Source organism: Phascolarctobacterium sp. Marseille-Q4147 (assembly GCF_017968825.1).
GTDB lineage: Bacteria > Bacillota > Negativicutes > Acidaminococcales > Acidaminococcaceae > Phascolarctobacterium_A.
In genome coordinates this window covers 2225209-2243091 of the sequence record NZ_CP072874.1, presented here as the reverse complement: position 1 = coordinate 2243091, position 17883 = coordinate 2225209, and the positions used below count along the sequence as shown (strand labels likewise).

22 protein-coding genes are annotated in these 17883 nt (G+C 48.5%); 21 read left to right on the top strand and 1 reads right to left on the bottom strand.

Annotation, left to right across the window (positions count from 1 at the left end; genetic code table 11):
- The 19 genes from rpsP to trpA all read left to right on the top strand — a co-directional run bounded on the left by rpsP (window position 1) and on the right by trpA (window position 15559).
- On the top strand, window positions 1–273 hold the full coding sequence (gene rpsP, locus KAH19_RS10265) for a 30S ribosomal protein S16 (protein ID WP_009145930.1): 273 nt from the start codon (window positions 1–3) through the stop codon (window positions 271–273).
- Between the two features lie 20 nt (window positions 274–293).
- Window positions 294–521, top strand: a complete 228-nt coding sequence (locus KAH19_RS10260; protein ID WP_009145929.1) for a KH domain-containing protein — start codon at window positions 294–296, stop codon at window positions 519–521.
- Between the two features lie 19 nt (window positions 522–540).
- Entirely contained in the window at window positions 541–945 is a 405-nt protein-coding gene (locus KAH19_RS10255; protein ID WP_021719181.1) for a YlqD family protein, read from the top strand.
- 3 nt (window positions 946–948) lie between these two features.
- Window positions 949–1452, top strand: a complete 504-nt coding sequence (gene rimM, locus KAH19_RS10250) for a ribosome maturation factor RimM (RefSeq protein WP_009145927.1) — start codon at window positions 949–951, stop codon at window positions 1450–1452.
- The gene (trmD, locus tag KAH19_RS10245) at window positions 1449–2270 is read left to right on the top strand and encodes a tRNA (guanosine(37)-N1)-methyltransferase TrmD (RefSeq protein ID WP_210684510.1); all 822 of its coding nucleotides are present in this window, start codon (window positions 1449–1451) and stop codon (window positions 2268–2270) included. The genes rimM and trmD overlap by 4 nt, the downstream gene beginning before the upstream one ends.
- Entirely contained in the window at window positions 2263–2838 is a 576-nt protein-coding gene (locus tag KAH19_RS10240; protein WP_210684509.1) for an RNA methyltransferase, read from the top strand. The genes trmD and KAH19_RS10240 overlap by 8 nt, the downstream gene beginning before the upstream one ends.
- Before the next feature lie 129 nt (window positions 2839–2967).
- The gene (gene rplS / locus KAH19_RS10235) at window positions 2968–3309 is read left to right on the top strand and encodes a 50S ribosomal protein L19 (protein ID WP_009145924.1); all 342 of its coding nucleotides are present in this window, start codon (window positions 2968–2970) and stop codon (window positions 3307–3309) included.
- A 192-nt stretch (window positions 3310–3501) separates the two neighbouring features.
- The gene (gene lepB, locus KAH19_RS10230; RefSeq protein ID WP_009145923.1) at window positions 3502–4074 is read left to right on the top strand and encodes a signal peptidase I; all 573 of its coding nucleotides are present in this window, start codon (window positions 3502–3504) and stop codon (window positions 4072–4074) included.
- Window positions 4071–4931: a ribosome biogenesis GTPase YlqF gene (ylqF, locus tag KAH19_RS10225; protein WP_210684508.1), complete on the top strand. Its 861-nt coding sequence runs from the start codon at window positions 4071–4073 to the stop codon at window positions 4929–4931. Before lepB ends, ylqF begins: the two co-directional genes overlap by 4 nt.
- A gap of 65 nt (window positions 4932–4996) precedes the next feature.
- Window positions 4997–5836: a ribonuclease HII gene (locus KAH19_RS10220; protein ID WP_371816706.1), complete on the top strand. Its 840-nt coding sequence runs from the start codon at window positions 4997–4999 to the stop codon at window positions 5834–5836.
- Entirely contained in the window at window positions 5814–6185 is a 372-nt protein-coding gene (locus KAH19_RS10215; RefSeq protein ID WP_210684506.1) for a YraN family protein, read from the top strand. The genes KAH19_RS10220 and KAH19_RS10215 overlap by 23 nt, the downstream gene beginning before the upstream one ends.
- 19 nt (window positions 6186–6204) lie before the next feature.
- On the top strand, window positions 6205–7725 hold the full coding sequence (locus KAH19_RS10210; RefSeq protein ID WP_210684505.1) for a YifB family Mg chelatase-like AAA ATPase: 1521 nt from the start codon (window positions 6205–6207) through the stop codon (window positions 7723–7725).
- A 91-nt stretch (window positions 7726–7816) separates the two neighbouring features.
- The gene (locus KAH19_RS10205) at window positions 7817–9424 is read left to right on the top strand and encodes an AAA-like domain-containing protein (RefSeq protein WP_210684504.1); all 1608 of its coding nucleotides are present in this window, start codon (window positions 7817–7819) and stop codon (window positions 9422–9424) included.
- A 367-nt stretch (window positions 9425–9791) separates the two neighbouring features.
- Window positions 9792–10439, top strand: a complete 648-nt coding sequence (locus tag KAH19_RS10200; RefSeq protein WP_210684503.1) for a hypothetical protein — start codon at window positions 9792–9794, stop codon at window positions 10437–10439.
- Window positions 10440–11155: 716 nt separating this feature from the next.
- Window positions 11156–12172, top strand: coding sequence for an anthranilate phosphoribosyltransferase (gene trpD, locus KAH19_RS10195; protein WP_210684502.1), 1017 nt, complete (start codon window positions 11156–11158; stop codon window positions 12170–12172).
- Between the two features lie 21 nt (window positions 12173–12193).
- Window positions 12194–12973: an indole-3-glycerol phosphate synthase TrpC gene (gene trpC / locus KAH19_RS10190; protein ID WP_210684501.1), complete on the top strand. Its 780-nt coding sequence runs from the start codon at window positions 12194–12196 to the stop codon at window positions 12971–12973.
- Complete coding sequence (locus KAH19_RS10185; RefSeq protein ID WP_210684500.1) at window positions 12966–13604, top strand: phosphoribosylanthranilate isomerase; 639 nt, start codon at window positions 12966–12968, stop codon at window positions 13602–13604. The genes trpC and KAH19_RS10185 overlap by 8 nt, the downstream gene beginning before the upstream one ends.
- The gene (gene trpB, locus KAH19_RS10180) at window positions 13591–14775 is read left to right on the top strand and encodes a tryptophan synthase subunit beta (protein WP_210685541.1); all 1185 of its coding nucleotides are present in this window, start codon (window positions 13591–13593) and stop codon (window positions 14773–14775) included. The genes KAH19_RS10185 and trpB overlap by 14 nt, the downstream gene beginning before the upstream one ends.
- Complete coding sequence (gene trpA, locus KAH19_RS10175) at window positions 14768–15559, top strand: tryptophan synthase subunit alpha (RefSeq protein WP_210684499.1); 792 nt, start codon at window positions 14768–14770, stop codon at window positions 15557–15559. Before trpB ends, trpA begins: the two co-directional genes overlap by 8 nt.
- A gap of 75 nt (window positions 15560–15634) precedes the next feature.
- Here the strand turns inward: trpA and KAH19_RS10170 are convergent, their stop codons facing one another.
- Entirely contained in the window at window positions 15635–16009 is a 375-nt protein-coding gene (locus KAH19_RS10170) for a hypothetical protein (protein WP_210684498.1), read from the bottom strand.
- 347 nt (window positions 16010–16356) lie between these two features.
- On the opposite strand from KAH19_RS10170, the gene KAH19_RS10165 reads away from it, so the two are divergent.
- Window positions 16357–17328, top strand: coding sequence for a TAXI family TRAP transporter solute-binding subunit (locus KAH19_RS10165; RefSeq protein WP_210684497.1), 972 nt, complete (start codon window positions 16357–16359; stop codon window positions 17326–17328).
- Window positions 17329–17439: 111 nt separating this feature from the next.
- Window positions 17440–17877, top strand: a complete 438-nt coding sequence (locus tag KAH19_RS10160) for a DUF1850 domain-containing protein (protein ID WP_210684496.1) — start codon at window positions 17440–17442, stop codon at window positions 17875–17877.
- Window positions 17878–17883: the final 6 nt, after the last annotated feature.

Genomic DNA, 17883 nt, shown 5'->3' with positions numbered 1-17883 from the left:
ATGGCAGTTAAAATCCGTTTAAAACGTATGGGCGCTAAAAAAGCTCCTTTCTATCGTATTGTTGTTGCAGACGCTCGTTCTCCTCGTGATGGTCGTTTCATCGAATCTATCGGTTACTACGATTCCACCGTTCAACCGGCTAGCGTAAAAATCGATGCTGAGAAAGCTATCGACTGGATGAACAAAGGCGCTCAACCGACCGATACCGTTAAAAACCTGTTCAGCAAGGATGGTATCATGAAAAAATTTGCTGAAGCTAAAGCAGCAAAATAATTTGAGGGGGCGTGATCTACATGAAAGAATTGGTAGAAGTTATGGCCAAATCTCTTGTAAATGATCCCTCTGCAGTAGTAGTGGAGGAGGAGACCACCGGTACAACAACGGTGCTTCGCCTCCATGTTGCTTCTGAAGATATGGGTAAGGTTATTGGAAAACAGGGCCGTATCGCAAAAGCTATCAGAACTGTTATGAAAGCAGTAGCAACCCGTGAAAATGTGAAAGTCATTGTCGAAATTATTTGATTGAGGATGGTATATCGCTATGGATAAAATGATCGTTAGGGTTCCCGTCGCTGTTAAAGCAAAAGTTACTGAAGATTTAAAGTTGAAAATTGTTGGAGATCTCCAAAATACCATAAAGAATATGGAGCTTGATCTGGAGCAATTCGAGTTCCAGGCTAAAAAAGCATTGCATCAGGCTGCCAGCGATTTGAGCGTGCTTCCGGCTTTGCGCGAACAAATTGACATCGAAAGAAATAAGCGTACTGCTGCTAAACAAGAAGCAGAGGCTAAGCTGAAAAGAGCGGAAGCTCTGGAGCTGGGCGCTGAAATTGGTCATGGTACCCTGGAGCGTACTGTAGAAATTACCGTAGGCACCAATATCGATACCCTGATGGGCGCAGAAATCCTTACCGAAGACGGTAAGATTATCGCTTTCCGCGAATAATCCATGGAAAACCAAATAGTTATTGGCAAAATTGTCGCTCCGCACGGTGTGCGGGGCGATATTCGTATATTGCCGTTAACCGATAAGCCGGAACAATTTTTAGACCTGGATTATCTGCTGCTGCCGGACGGTCGCAAGCTGACCGTGAAAGCAGCACGCTTTCATAAAAGAATGGTGCTTGTGACTACTGCCGAAATCAAAAGCATGAATGAGTCCGAGCTGCTGCGCGGTATGGAGGTAAGCATTAACGCTGAGGACCTGCCGGAGCTGGAGGAAGGACGCTTTTATGTTGCTGACCTTATCGGCCTGCCTGTTTATGACGAGCAGGGCGAGCAAATCGGTACCTTTAAGGACGCACTGAGCACAGGCAGCAATGATGTTTATGTTATCGCTGTCCCCGGACAGAAGGATTACCTGCTGCCGGCACTGAAGAAATATGTCAAGGAAATCAATCTGGCAGAAAAGCGCATTGTCGTGGAGCTGCCTGAGTGGGTTGAGGCAGAATGAAGTTTTTATTTGTAACCTTATTTCCCGAACAGATTGAGCAGGCCGCAAGCCACAGCATTCTGCAGCGCGCTGCCTCCAAGGGCCTGATTGAGGTGAGCTGCATTAATCCGCGCGATTTTACGCATGACGTGCATCGCACGGTGGATGATTCTCCCTTCGGCGGCGGTGCAGGCATGGTGCTGAAGCCCGAGCCGATGGTGGCTGCCATCCGCAAGGCGAAGGAGCAGCTGCCGAACGCCCGCGTTATTGCCATGTGTCCGGGAGGACGCACGCTGAAGCAGAGCATCGTCGAGGAATATGCTCACAGCGGCCAGGATTTCATCTTCGTCTGCGGTCATTATGAGGGCTTTGACGAGCGCATCTTCCATTGGGTAGATGAAAAGCTGTCTATCGGCGATTATGTGCTCACCGGTGGCGAAATGCCTGCCATTATCGTGATGGATGCAATTTCCCGCTTTATTCCCGGCGTACTGGGCAAGATTGAAAGTGCGGAGGAGGATTCCTTCAGCACTGGCCTTCTGGAATATCCGCAGTACACCCGTCCGGTGAATTTTGAGGGCATGGAGGTGCCTGAGGTGCTGCGCAGCGGCAACCATGCGCTGATTAACAGCTGGCGCCTGAAGCAGTCGCTCAAAGCAACGCTCGCTCTGCGTCCCGACCTTTTGAGTGCGGAGCAGAAGGAGCTTTTGACAGGCCGCCTGCCCTATAAAATGAAAAAATCGGAGCGCCGCTTCTATGAGGAGCTGCGTGCCGAAATCGCTGCCGATCAGGAAAAACGTACAAGCGCCGAGGTGAAGGAGGATGAGGTGAATGGCTGATTTATATGTTGGCCTGGTCCATTATCCTATCTACAACAAGCGCATGAACGTTATCGCCGGCGCGGTGACTAACTTTGATATCCACGATATCTCGCGTACCTGCCGCACTTATAACGTGCAGGGCTATTACATCATCCATCCGCTGGAGGTCCAGAAGCAGATTATCGACAAGATACTTTCCTACTGGCAGGAGGGCTATGGCAAGGTGTATAACCCCGACCGTGCCGACGCGCTGAGCCGTGTGCTGTGGCAGCCTGATATCGCAAGTGCGGTGCAGACGATTACAGAGCGCACAGGCAAGCAGCCTTACGTTGTTACTACGGATGCACGCATTTATCCCAACACCGTTTCCTACAGCTTTATGCGCAAGCAGCTGCAGGAGGGTGACAGACCGGTGCTGCTTTTGTTTGGCACAGGCTTTGGCATCGAGGCGGAAACTATGGCCAAATTTGACTATATTCTGGAGCCTGTTTACGGCCCATGCGACTATAATCATCTTTGCGTGCGCAGTGCCGCAGCCATTATTCTGGATAGGCTTGCAGGCGAGGCCTGGTGGGAAAAAAATTAAAGAAAAATGCAAGAAATTATACACTTTTCTCTTGCATAAATTGTTTGTCTATGATACAATTTACGTTGTGTAATACGGACGGTCCGCTGTGGAGTTCGCACATGAACGTCTATGATTTAGGAGGAAACTATGAACATTATTGAAGTACTGGAACAAGAACAACTTCGTTCCGACATCCCTGAGTTTAAAGCAGGCGACACCGTTAAAGTTTATTGCAAAATCGTCGAGGGTACCCGCGAGCGCGTTCAGCTGTTTGAAGGCGTTGTAATTTCCCGCAGTGGCTCCGGCGTTCGTGAAAACTTCACCGTTCGTCGTATTTCTTACGGCGTTGGCGTAGAAAGAACTTTCCCGGTTCACAGCCCGCGTATTGAGAAAATCGTTGTAGCACGCGTTGGTATCGTTCGCCGTGCTAAACTGTATTATCTGCGCAAACTGACTGGTAAAGCTGCTCGTATCAGAGAAAAACGCTAATCAATCTTTGTTTATAGTAAAAGGGACTGTAGTAGTACGGTCCCTTTTATTACGTTATGAAGCATTTATGCTTTAAAATAAAGCAATTTTACAATTATGTCATAACTGAAGCTGTAATCTATGCTACAATATATCTATATTATTGTAGTTAAAAATCCGGCCTGTGCCGGCGATAGAGAGGAGGCTCATTAGTTGAGCAAGAAAAGTGAAACCTCCTGGCAGGATTCTGCCAGCGACTGGCTTGTTTCGATTATTATTGCGGTTGCACTGGCATTCTGCATCCGCACCTTTTTGGTAGAGCCTTACATGGTAGAAGGCTCCTCTATGTATCCTACTCTGGTAAACCATGAGCGTCTTGTCGTTGATAAGCTGAGCTACTTTGTTACCGACCCGAAAAAGGGCGAAATCGTAGTCTTCCGCTTCCCTAAGGATCAGACCCGTGACTTTATCAAGCGCGTTATCGCAGTTGGCGGTGACACTGTGGAGATGCAGCAGGGCAAGGTATTCGTCAACGGCAAGCAGCTGAACGAAACCTATATCTACCACAATGACCCGAAGGGCAAAAACATTTCCGATTACCGCAAGGTAGTTGTTCCCAAGGATACCATCTTTGTATTGGGTGATAACCGTAATAACTCTGAGGACAGCCGTTTTGCCGATGTTGGCTTTGTGCCGCTGAAGCTGGTTAAGGGACGTGCGCTGGTTGCCTTCTGGCCGCTGGACAAGATGCGCGTGCTGAAGGCTGATACGGGTATGGGCGAATGATGCTGGAGGATTTTAAGATTCAGTGGTTCCCCGGCCATATGACCAAGGCGAAGCGCATGATGGAAAGCCAGATTAAGCTGGTTGACGTTGTGGTGGAGATGCTGGACGCACGTATTCCGCGCTCCAGTACCAACCCCATGCTGCAGGATATCCTTGGCAGCAAGCCGAAGGTTATCGCACTGAACAAGATTGATATGGCAGACAAGGCGCAGACTGATGTGTGGCTGGAAAAGGTTAAGCACAGCGGTTTGCCTGTGTGCAAGATTGACTGCGCTACCGGTAAGGGCGTTAAGCAGCTTATCAATGCAGTTCAGCTGGCTGCCAAGCCGGTGATTGATAAATGGCTGAAGAAGGGCGTGCGCAACCGTCCCGTCCGCGTTATGATTGTAGGTATTCCGAACGTCGGCAAGTCTACCCTGATTAACCGCCTCGTAGGCAAGAACAAGGTAATGGCTGCCGATAAGCCGGGTGTAACACGCGGACAGCAGTGGGTAACGATTGCCAAGGGCTTAGAGCTTTTGGATACGCCGGGTGTACTCTGGCCTAAGTTTGATGACCCGTCGGTAGGCTTTGCGCTTGCCGTTACCGGTGCCATCAAGGAGGATGTATTCGACAGGGAGCAGGCCGTAGAGCTGCTGCTTGATCTGTTGATACGCAAATATCCTCAGGATTTGCAAAATAAATATGCAGTAAGCCTCGAGCAGGGTGATGATGTCAACGCCGTTATGGCGAAGATTGCCGTTGCCAGAGGTTGTCTGAAGTCTGGTGGACAGCTTGACATCGATAAGGTGGTTCAGCTTGTACTCAGAGATTTCCGAGCAGGACGTTTAGGGCGGTTTACAATCGACGAGCCTTGATTTGTCGTGCCATAAAAACCGCCGCAGGGCGGTTTTTCTTTATGCAAAAATAAATGTTAAGGGGGATACAGAAGATGAATATTACCGAAATCAAGGAGCTGCTGGCAGGTGCACCGACGGCGGAGCAGCTGGCGACATTGGCAGCAGACGAGCGCAAGGGAGTACAGAAGCTGCTGGCAGCATACAACAAGCGTCTGGAGAAGGCGGCGGCGGAGAAGGAGCGCTTTACGGCGATGCTGAAATTGGAACACGAGCTGTATGATGAAGGCTACGAGCTGATTGCCGGTGTAGATGAGGCAGGACGCGGACCTTTGGCAGGACCGCTGGTTATCGCTGCCGTTATTCTGCCCAAGGATGTGTTTATCAGCGGGCTGAACGATTCCAAGCAGCTTTCCGCTGCCAAGCGCGATATGCTGTATAACGAGGTTATGGCCAAGGCGCTGGATATCGAGGTAAACATCGTCAGCGTCAGCAATATTGATGAGCTGAATATCTATGCCGCAACGCAGCAGGGCATGGCGCAGGTGCTGGAAAACCTGCACTGCAAGCCGCAGGCAGCGCTGATTGACGCTATGCCGGTGAAGGTTCCCGATATGAAGATTGAATCCGTGGTGCATGGTGATGCGCTGAGCGCTTCTATCGCCGCTGCTTCTATTATCGCAAAGGTTACCCGTGACCGCATCATGGAGCGCCTTGATCTTGTTTATCCTGCCTACGGCTTTGCGCATAACAAGGGCTACGGCAGCGGCGCGCATATGCAGGCCGTGAGCGAGCTGGGGGCCACACGCTGGCACCGCCGCAGCTTTGAGCCTGTGAAGAGCATGCAGCTGCCGCCGGTGTCTGCTGAGGAAAATATCCTCTATGCTCCGCAGACGGATAACTATGAGTACCCCGTCGAGGAGTAGTCTTGGGAAATACGGCGAAGATTTTGCCTGCCGCTATCTGCAAAATATGGGTTATAAAATATTAACCCGCAACTTTCGCTGTCACCGTTATGGTGAGATTGATATTATTGTTGAAAAAAGTGGCTGTATCAGCTTCATAGAGGTCAAGACGCGTGCTTCTACCCGGTTCGGCAGACCGATAGAGGCCGTGACACCGGCAAAGCAAAGAAAAATTCATCGTTGCGCTGAATATTATCTCCAATGCAGAGGTCTGCTGGAGCAGCCGCCGGTGCTTTCCTTTGATGTAGTAGAAATTATCATTGAAAGCACTGCGGCTATCAGCATCAGGCATTTGCCGCACTGCTTTTAAAAGAAAAGGAGTGTTGATAATGTTTGCACAGATTCTTGGCGAAACAACTTGTGGTATTGATGGTGTACAGATTTTGGTTGAGGTGGACGTGAGCAACGGCTTGCCCAGCTTTGATCTGGTGGGACTGCCGGCGATGGCTGTGCGTGAGTCCAAAGAGCGCGTGAAGGCGGCGCTGCGTAATTCCGATTATCCCTTCCCGATGACGCGCATTACGGTCAATCTTGCGCCCGCAGATTTGCGTAAGGAGGGCAGCGGCCTTGATTTGCCGATTGCCATAGGCCTGATGACCTGCGGCAGAATTCTGGAGCCGGAAAAGCTGGAGAACAAGGTTTTTATCGGCGAGCTGTCGTTGGACGGCAGAATACGCAAGGTTTCCGGTGTGCTATCCATGATTATGGATGCCAAGAAGTGCGGGGCGCAGGAGGTGTATATTCCGCAGGCCAACGCCGCCGAGGGCAAGCTGATTCATGGCATTGACGTGTATACGGTGGCAACCTTAAAGGAGCTGGTGGAGCACCTGAAGGGGAAGAATACGCTGACGCCGTTGCCGAAGGAAAATATTCTGCAGAATAATAACAGGATTTATCATGTGGATTTTGCCGATGTCAAAGGACAGCTCGTGGCGCGCAGAGCCTTGGAAATTGCTGCCGCCGGCGGTCACAGTATCCTGATGGTGGGTTCTCCGGGCTGCGGGAAGACGATGCTGGCACGCCGCCTAGTGACAATTTTGCCGCCGATGACGGAGGCCGAGGCGCTGGAGGTAACCAAGATTTACAGCATCGTAGGACTGTTGCCGCAGGCCGACAGCGTTATGCTGGAGCGTCCGTTCCGCAGTCCGCATCACAGCATCAGCGGCAGCGCCTTGCTTGGCGGTGGCAGTACACCGCGCCCGGGAGAGGTGACGCTGGCGCACAACGGCGTACTGTTTTTGGACGAGCTGCCGGAGTTTGAACGCGCTACTCTGGAAATGCTGCGTCAGCCGCTGGAGGATGGCGAGGTGAGTATTTCGCGCGTCAGGGCGGCGATGACCTTCCCGAGCAAGTTTATTTTATGTGCTGCTCAAAACCCTTGCCCTTGTGGGTTTCTCGGCGATTCGGTGCACCGTTGTTCCTGTAAACAATCGGAAATTGACAGCTACAAACGCAAGATTTCCGGTCCGCTGATGGACAGAATCGATATGCAGATAAACCTGAGCAGGGTGGAGTTCAGCGAGCTGAAAACGAAGGAAAAGGGAGAATCTTCGGCTGCCATCCGCGAACGCGTAGTGAAGGCGCGACTGCTGCAGCAGGAGCGCTTGGAGGCCTTGGGGATGCACTGTAATGCGCAGATGGGACGGAGCGAGGTTGTTAAATATTGCCAGCTGGACGCGGCGGCGCAGAATGTTATGGAGCGCTACTTTAATATGCTCAACCTCAGCGCCCGCAGCCATGACCGTATCCTGAAGGTGGCACGCACGATTGCGGACCTTGCGGGCAGTGAAAGCATTGAGGCGGTGCATCTGGCGGAGGCCATTCAGCTGCGCACCAGCGTGCGGCCGTAAGGAGCAGAGAAGTCTTGCGTAGCTGCAAGATATGCTTTTTTTGGCAAATATGCTATAATTTAAGAAGAAATATTTGAAGCAAGGAGATGGAATGATGCGTAAGACCTTTAATACGACAGCTGTTTGCATACCCGGCGAGCATTATATGGTTGATATCAGTGGACGACTGCAAAAGATTAAAGAAATGATCGATGCCAAAAAGTATTTCACCATCAACAGAGCACGCCAGTATGGTAAGACAACAACGCTGCAGGCACTTTTCGGCTATCTGCAAAGTGAATATTACACCGTCTTGCTAGACTTTCAAACCTTTGATGCTTCTAAATTTAAGGACGGCAATATATTTTCTATTGCTTTCGCAGGCTCTTTTCTACATGCGCTGAAGCGTAACCGCCTGTCGGAAAATACTGCCTTGGAAAAGGCCTGTGCAGATTTGAAAAATGCTGCTGTAATCAGTAACAGTATTTTCAGTCTGAAGGAGCTTTTTGAATGTCTGAGAGATATCTGCGCAGCGAGCGATAAGCCTATCGTTCTGATGATTGATGAGGTGGACAGTGCTTCCAATAATCAGGTTTTTTTAGATTTTTTGGCACAGCTCAGGGCGCAATATATCGAACGTGCCTGGCAGCCTGCGTTTCAGTCCGTTATTCTTGCCGGAGTATATGACATCAAAAATCTTAAACAAAAGCTGCGTGCCGATGAAGATCATAAATATAACAGTCCTTGGAACATAGCGGCGGATTTTACGATAGACATGAGCTTTTCACAAGCCGAGATTGCTGATATGCTTGATGAATATGCCAAGGATTACGGACTTGCTTTTGATACCAAGACTTTTGCAGGCTGGATTTACGATTATACGGCAGGCTATCCGTTTTTGGTTTCCAGATTGTGCCAGCTGCTCGATGAAAAGGTTTGCTTAATGCCGGAGTATACTTCTAAAAAAGCTGCTTGGACTAAGGATGGCTTTAATGCGGCGGTGCGCCTGCTTTTGCAGGAGAAAAACACCCTGTTTGAATCCTTGATAGGGAAGCTGCACGCCTATCCGAAGCTGAACCGGATGCTGAAGGCAGTGCTTTTCTCCGGCAATATGTATCCTTACAGTGCTGATGAAGCAGCTATTGATATGGCTACGATGTTTGGCTTTATAAAAAATAAAGACGGGTATGTAGCGATTGCCAACAGAATTTTTGAAACCAGACTCTATAATTATTATCTGGCGGAGGATGAGCTGCAGAAGAATGAGCTTTACAAAGCATCTCTGCAGGATAAGAATCAGTTTATAACTAATGGCAGACTGGATATGGAACTGGTGCTCCAAAAATTCATTGTGCATTTTAATGATATTTTCGGTTCGTGTGATGAGCGCTTTCTGGAGGAAGAGGGAAGAAAGTATTTTTTACTGTACTTGCGGCCTATAATCAACGGAACCGGCAACTATTATGTCGAAGCGCGTACAAGGGATTTATGCAGAACAGATGTGATAGTTGATTATAATGGTGAGCAGTATATTATCGAAATGAAAATTTGGCGCGGAAGCGAATATAATAATCGCGGAGAAAGCCAATTAGCTGCTTATCTTGATGCTTATCATACCAAGGTTGGCTATCTGCTGAGCTTTAGCTTTAACAAAAATAAGCAGGCAGGAGTGCAGCGGCTCAATGTAGGAGATAAGGTAATTATTGAGGCAGTAGTTTAAGTTTGGTCTTTTAACGCTTTGCGTATTACTGACGGTAGTACGCAGAGCGTTTTTTGTTGCTTTCTTTCTTGAAATAATTTAAAACGAAAGATAACGAAAGTAAATGAAAGGAACGAAAGATAATGACGAAAGAAACACTTGCGTATGAAAGTTTTGCTATTGCTATTGCAACAGGCTAAAAATTGATACAATTCTTTTTCTTTCGATAATTTTATGGTAAAATATTCATTAGAGAATTGCATGATTTATGAAAAGCCTAAACTATAAATATTACTATGGATAAAATACACGTTTTGTAGAAGGCTTTTTAGAGTTAATATGCTGATATTATCTAAGGCTTATAGATTTATCATTAGGAGGGTTAATTATGATGCTTGGCAAGAAATTTTCTGTTGCATGTATTTCTTTATTGATGGTATTGGCTTTGGCCGGTTGCGGAAAGACCGGTGAAAGTGAAGCAGAAAAATTAGTTAAAGAGGCATGCAAGATTCCTGATTCATATAAAAAGGTAGATTACCAAGTTGATGATAAGAATGGTATTTCATACTTAGATTTTAAGGCGAAGAACATGTTGGGCATGGAAATACCTGGAAGAGCATATTTTAAAATTACTAAAGATCGCATCGTAGGTATTGATACTGATGGTATTGAAAGAAATGTCTTAGATGATTTTTATAAAAATGCTCCTACCCAATTTGCAGAATGCGTGAGCAGCTATAAAGTTTTAAAGAAAAACCATTATGCAGAAAGTTTTGATTTGAAATTTTTCTTGGAACGATATAAAGAATTAAAATATGAAAATGATAATTTCTTTTCTTGGAAAATGGTAGCTAAAGACAGTATTAAAGCGAATGATATAATAAAAAAGTATAATGATGCTTATAAGACTGCCCCTGAAATTGTCAAAAAGTATTTTTCTGAGCCTATGCAATACTTTAAAATTAACTTAACTGGTAGTTATATGGGCGGTTGGAGTGCTAATGCCGAAAGAACTGACGAATATCCTGAGCAATAATTTAGATGTTATGGTACGTTAAGTACTGTGGTTGATAATACATTTACGGGTGACAAATATTTAAAGACACATAGTTTACCGTTTTTCAACGAATCTGTGACTAAGATGCTTCAAGATAATTGAGTGAATTATTATGTATGCAGTAAACAGGGTGATAAGGAGAAAAATTAGTAATATAATATTTCGCCTTTAAATACTCTTGATTAGTTCACTTGCTTGAGCCAATTGCTTTTGCTTTGTTACAAATCTGTAAACAGCTTTACAAAAGTTTCCTAAAATAAAAAAATCTGCAAGTTTTTGTACAAAGGTGTTGACGAAAGATATTCGCAGTGGTAAACTAGGCACAACTTCAAAAAAACCACAAACCGTTGAGACGGAGATCAAGTCAGCAGATGCGCTTACAGAGAGTTCGGGCAGGTGGAAGCCGGATAGAGATGCAGGCTGATAAATGGACCGTTGAGGGTGCTGTCAAATCGCTTCGGCGAGAGTATTCGGCAACGCAACACCGGCGTTAAGGGTGAGGAGTGTGATGGCACTCTGCGAGAGCGCGTCGCGATAGCGACGAAACAAGGTGGTACCGCAGGTATAAGTATTTATAGCCTGTCCTTGGAATTGCTTAGAAAAGCTAAGCAGCTTCAGGACAGGCTTTTTTGTATAACAAATCTGTGATAGACCTTCTCGTAGAATGTTAGCGTAAACTATGGGAGGAATTAAAAATGATTAAAGAAGCAATTGTAAAAATCGTCGGCAAAGAGGATTTAACCTATAACGAAGCATATGACGTAATCAACGAGATTATGAGCGGTGAAACAAGTGCAACGCAGAATGCGGCCTTTCTGGCAGCGCTTTCTACCAAGAGCACTACGGCGGAAACTACCGATGAAATCGCCGGCTGTGCCGCTGCGATGCGTGACCACGCACTGAAATGCGAAACCGGCATGGATATCTTTGAAATCGTCGGTACCGGCGGCGACGGCTCCAACAGCTTCAACATTTCCACAACCTCCGCTCTGGTTGCTGCGGCAGGCGGCATGAAGGTTGCTAAGCACGGAAACCGCGCTGCTTCCTCCAAATGCGGCACCGCGGATTGCCTGGAGGCGCTGGGCGTAAACATTCAGCAGGACCCGGAAAAATGCGTGGAGCTGTTAAAGGAAGTCGGCATGTGCTTCTTCTTCGCACAGAAATACCATACTTCGATGAAATATGTAGGACCTATCCGCAAGGAACTGGGCATCCGCACCGTATTCAACATCCTCGGACCTCTGACGAACCCCGGCAGCCCGAAGATGCAGCTCCTGGGCGTGTATGACGAGTATCTGGTTCAGCCGTTGGCGCAGGTACTGATGAACCTGGGAGTTAAGCGTGGCATGGTGGTTTATGGTCAGGACAGACTTGATGAGATTTCGCTGAGCGCACCGACTACCGTTTGCGAGTTCAAGGACGGCTGGATGAAAAATTACGTGATCAAGCCTGAGGACTTCGGCATGGAGCGCTGCACTAAGGCTGATCTGGTAGGCGGTCTGCCGGAGGAAAACGCTCAGATTACGCGCGACATTCTTGCAGGAGCGCAGGGACCGAAACGCAATGCAGTTTTGCTGAATGCCGGCGCCAGCCTGTACATCGGCGGCAAGGCTGAGAGCTTTGCGGATGGCGTGAAGCTGGCGGCAGAGCTGATTGACAGCGGCAAGGCACTGCATACATTGGAAAAGCTGATTGAGCTGAGCAATAAATAAGCTGATTAAAGAGGTTAGATTATGATTTTAGATGAGATTGCGGAATATACCAAAGAGCGTGTGCGGGCGCTCAAAGCGCACAAAAGCCTTTACGCGGTGCGTGATGAGGCAGAGGGCAGACCGCAGGGCAAGGATTTCAGGGCAGCGCTTGCTGCCCCCGGCCTGAGTGTCATCGCCGAGCTGAAGAAGGCATCCCCCTCGAAGGGCGTGATTGCCCCCGATTTTACGGACATCTATCTGCGCAAGGCTGCAGAGTACGAGGCAGGCGGCGCAGCAGCCATCTCCTGCCTGACGGAGCCGCAGTTCTTCCAGGGCAGCGATGCTTACCTGCAGGCAGTGCGCCAAAGAGTGGAGCTGCCGATTCTGCGTAAGGATTTCACGTTGGATGAGTACCAGATTTACGAGGCCAAATGCATCGGCGCCGACGCGGTTTTGCTTATCTGCAGCCTGCTGAGTGCAGCGCAGCTGGATGAATACCTGGCGCAGGCGCAGGAGCTGGGGCTGAGCGCATTGGTGGAGGCGCACACTGCCGACGAGGTGCAGCAGGCACTGGCGGCGGGCGCGGAAATCATCGGCGTGAACAACCGCAATCTCAAGGATTTCAGCGTGAACCCTGTGAACAGCCTGCGCCTGAGGGATGCGATTCCTGCAAGCAAGATTTTTGTAGCGGAAAGCGGCATCAAGTGTGCTGCCGATACGCAGGCGCTGAAGCAGGCAGGTGTGCAGGCGGTGCTGGTGGGCGAGGCCTTGATGCGCAGTGCAAATCCTGCGGCGATGCTGAAGGAGATGCGTGATGCGTAAGGTAAAGGTTAAAATCTGCGGCTTGAAGCGTGCGCAGGACATTGAATGCGTCAACAAGCTGCTGCCGGATTATATAGGCTTCGTTTTTGCCAAGACCAAACGCGAGGTGACGGAGCAGCAGGCAGCACAGCTGAAGGCAATGCTTAACCCGCAGATTAAGGCAGTCGGCGTTTTCGTCAATGCCGAGATAGATTTGATAGTACGCCTGGCTAAAAGCAGGACGATAGACATCATCCAGCTGCACGGTGACGAGGATGCAGCCTATTGCGAAAGGCTGCGCCTGCAGACGGAGCTGCCGATTATCAAAGCAGTCCGCGTGAAGGACGCAGGCTCCTTTGAAAATCTGCAAGCCTATCCATGTGATTACCTGCTCTTTGATACCTATACCAAGGGGCAGTACGGCGGCACCGGTAAGCGTTTTGATTTATCGCTGGTGGCAGATGAAAAAATCAATAAGCCGTATTTTATCGCAGGCGGTCTTGAGGCAGCGAATGTTGCAGATGTATTGAAAAACAGTAACGCCTTTGCCGTAGATGTAAGCGGTGGCGTAGAAACAGAAGGGTTGAAGGACCCGGAAAAAATTGCCGCATTTATAGCGGAGGTAAGGGGAGATAATGATGACAAAAGGTAGATATGGTATTCACGGCGGTCAATACATGCCGGAAACTTTGATGAACGCAGTGCTGGAATTAGAGGCTGCTTATGAAAAATTTAAAAACGATCCCGAATTCAAGGCTGAGCTGGCGCGTCTGTACCGCGAATATGCCAACAGACCGTCCCTCCTGTATTACGCAGAGAAGATGACCAAGGATTTGGGTGGCTGCAAGATTTATCTGAAGCGTGAGGATTTGAACCACACCGGCGCCCACAAAATCAACAACGTATTAGGACAGATTCTGCTGGCGCAGAAGATGGGCAAAAAGCGTGTAATCGCCGAAACCGGCGCAGGCCAGCACGGTGTTGCGACTGCTACCGCAGCGGCGCTGATGAACATGGAATGCGTTGTTTACATGGGCAAGGAGGACTGCGAGCGTCAGGCGCTCAACGTGTTCCGCATGGAGCTTTTAGGTGCGAAGGTTGTGCCTGTAAGCAGCGGCACCGGTACCCTGAAGGACGCAGTAAACGAAGCGCTGCGCGTATGGACCGAACGTGTTGAGGATACCTACTATGTTCTGGGCAGCGTTATGGGCCCGCATCCGTATCCGGAAATTGTGCGTGACTTCCAAAAGATTATCGGCGAGGAAATCAAAGCGCAGATGCTCGAAAAGGAAGGACGCCTGCCTGACGTGCTGGTGGCTTGCGTAGGCGGCGGCTCCAATGCTATGGGTATGTTCTATGACTTCATCGAGGACAAGGACGTGCGCTTAATCGGCGTAGAGGCTGCAGGCCTGGGCGTAGATAATCCCAAGAACGCCGCAACCATGGCTAACGGCAAGCTGGGCATCTTCCACGGCATGAAGAGCTACTTCCTGCAGGATGAATACGGCCAGATTGCTCCGGTTTATTCCATCTCCGCCGGTCTTGATTACCCCGGCATCGGCCCCGAGCATGCTTATCTGCATGACATCGGCCGTGCGGAATATGTTCCTGCTACCGATAAGGAGGCAGTGAATGCCTTCAACTATCTTTCCAAAACAGAAGGTATTATCCCCGCAATCGAAAGTGCGCATGCCGTAGCCTACGCAATGAAGCTGGCACCGACTCTGCCGAAGGATAAGATTATGGTTATAAATATTTCCGGCCGCGGTGATAAGGACGTTGCCGCAATCGCACGTTATATGGGAGTTGATTTACATGAATAGAATACAAAAGGCATTTGACGAAAAGAAAAAGGTATTTATCGGCTTTGTGACCGCAGGCGATCCCAATCTTGATACAACCAAGGAGCTGGTGAGAGCCATGATTAAGGGCGGTGCAGGCTTAATCGAGTTCGGCATTCCCTTCTCTGACCCCGTGGCTGAGGGCGAGGTTATCCAAAAAGCTGATATGCGTGCGTTGGCTGCAGGCACTACTACCGATAAAATTTTTGACCTCGTAGCGGAGCTTCGCGAGGAAACACAGGTGCCGCTGGTATTTTTGACCTACGCTAATCCGATTTATGCCTACGGTGCGGAAAAATTCTTTACCCGCTGCGAAGAAACAGGTGTAGACGGCGTTATCATACCGGATATACCGTACGAGGAGCGCGAGGAGATGCGTCCGTTCAGCGAACCGCATCACGTTGCCCTGGTGCCGCTGATTGCGCCTACCTCCAAGGACCGCATCCAGAAAATCGCCGCTATTGCCCAAGGCTATGTATATGTAGTTTCTTCCTTAGGCGTTACCGGCGTACGCAGCAACATTACTACCGATATCGACGGCATTGTGGCAGAGGTGCGCAAGGCTACCGATATTCCGGTGGCTGTCGGCTTCGGTATCGCTGCTCCCGAGCAGGCGTACAAGATGGCGAAGGCCAGCGACGGCGCTATTGTGGGCAGTGCGATTGAAAAAATCGTGGCACAATACGGCGAGGCTTCTCCAGAGCATGTTTACGAATACGTCAAGAGTATGTCCGAAGCGGTTGCCAAGGCAGCTGCGGAGGCTTGATTACAAAAGTTTGGGCACAAAAAAACTCCGTTCCTTACTGCACAGGCAGCAGGGAGCGGAGTTTTTCGGTTTAAATTATTGCAGCGGCATGGGTTCAGCGCCACCGTTTACTGCGTCCGGCTGTTCAAAAATGAAGGCAGGGGACGGATAGTAGAATTTGCAGTGCTGGAAGTTTATAACTTCGGTGGAGAAGCGTTTCAGCAGAGCATAGGAAGCGCGCTCTTCGAAATCAATCAGGTTGTCCTTGTTGATATCAGCGTCTTTTACGATTACCAGCAGATAAGCCGGTACTTCCGGTGCATCCTTGGGAACCTGGCTGCGGTCGAGAGGGATGTTCGGAATAATTTCCAGATCACCGATAGGCTGTTGGTTTTCATTGTACAGCATAGCATGATAAACATTTTCGTACAGGGTACGAGCGAGTCTTAAAGAATAAGCTCCGGAACTCATATTATTCACTCCTTAAAAAGATGTTTTTGATGACTCTCGCTTTATCAGAAAAAGCAATAAACATAACGCTATTATTGTAACATAGATTACGGAAATAAGCAAAATGAATCTATAATGAAATGATTCCACAGCAATTTATGCAGAAAAGCTGTATTAATAATCAAAAAATAGCAAGAATTTTTCATGGAATCTGCATTTTTATGCTGAATGTATTCTGTATACATGACATTTCTGTCGATTTTTTAGCAGGAATTTACACAATGTTGACGAATAAAAAGAATAACAATATGTTGCTGCGTGAATTTTGTTATCTTAGCACATATGTATATTAAAGGAGGGGAACTCTTATGAAAAAACTCTTGGCTTTTTTACTTGGTATCATGGTTATGGCTACTATGATTGCCGGCTGCGGTGGTGGAGACAAAAAAGATGATAAAAAACCTGCTGCACAAAAATTCATTAACATTGCTACCGGCGGTACATCCGGTACCTACTTCCCGTTAGGCGGTGCTTTGGCTGATATCCTGAATAAAAATATTCCGGGTACCAATGCTTCCGCACAATCTACCGGCGCTTCCGTAGCTAACGTAAACCTGCTCAGCCAAGGCAAGGTTGAAATTGCTTTTATTCAAAATGATATTGCTTACTATGCTGCCAACGGCACTGAAATGTTCAAAGGCAAACAGGTTGCCGGCCTGCAAGGTCTTGCAACTCTGTATCCGGAAACCGTACAGATTGTTACCCTGAAAAAATCCGGTATCAAATCTGTTGCTGATTTCAAAGGCAAACGCATCGCTGTAGGTGCTGCAGGCTCCGGTACCGAAGCTAACGCTCGCCAGATCATGGAAGCATATGGCATTAAATATGATGATATTAAGGTTCAATACCTGTCCTTCGGTGAAGCTGCAAGTGCTCTGAAAGACGGCAACGTTGATGCTGCTTTCGTAACCGCAGGCCATCCGACCGCTGCTATTCAGGATATCGCAACTCAGAACGACGTTGTACTGGTTCCGGTTGATGCTGACAAAGCTGACGCTCTGATCAAACAATATCCGTTCTACACCAAGCTTGTTATCAAAGCCGGTACTTATCCGAAGCAGGATGCTGACGTTACCGCAGTAGCAGTAAAATGCATGCTGGCAGTAACCGACAAGATGGACGAAAACACCGCTTATGCAATTGCTAAAGCTCTGTACGGCAACCTTGACCGTATGAAATCTGCTCACTCCGCAGCAAATGCTATCAGCAAAGATACTGCTAAAGACGGCATGTCCATTAAGCTGAACCCGGGTGCTGAAAAATTCTTTAACGAAAAATAAGGATTTTAAATGATGCCGAACTTCAAAGACCGGAAACCGGCGTTTGCCGGTGGCCGGTCTTTTTTCCCAGTAAAGAATTTAGTAATTATTGTAAGCGTTGTGTTAATGCTTTTGGGGTGGTATAGTACGCGCCTGGTGGTGGCGATTATACCTGAGGGAGCTTCGGGAGCTGTTACTTTTGCCACAGCGGCAGGTGATGAATGGTACATCAGCCTGACGCATTCGGTGGAAAAAACTGCCTGGAATGATTATTTCAGGGTTAACGGCGCAAATAACATGACCATGACGCACACCCGCTTTTCCTCGCTGGGCTGGGGCTATCCTTATTCCGCTGCTGACGGCAAGCTGACGCAGACTGCCGATGGCAAGTTTGATATGGAGATGAACCGTCCTTATAAGGAGGTTGCCCTGCGTATATCCGAGCAGGCAATGCCGCATATTGTCCACGGCGGCGACAGCTATGACCTGATTGCTCTGTACGGGCAGGGGACTGCGGTAACGGTGAAGGCCATGTATCGATATCAGTACTGGCTGGAACGGTACTTTTAGGTTTTA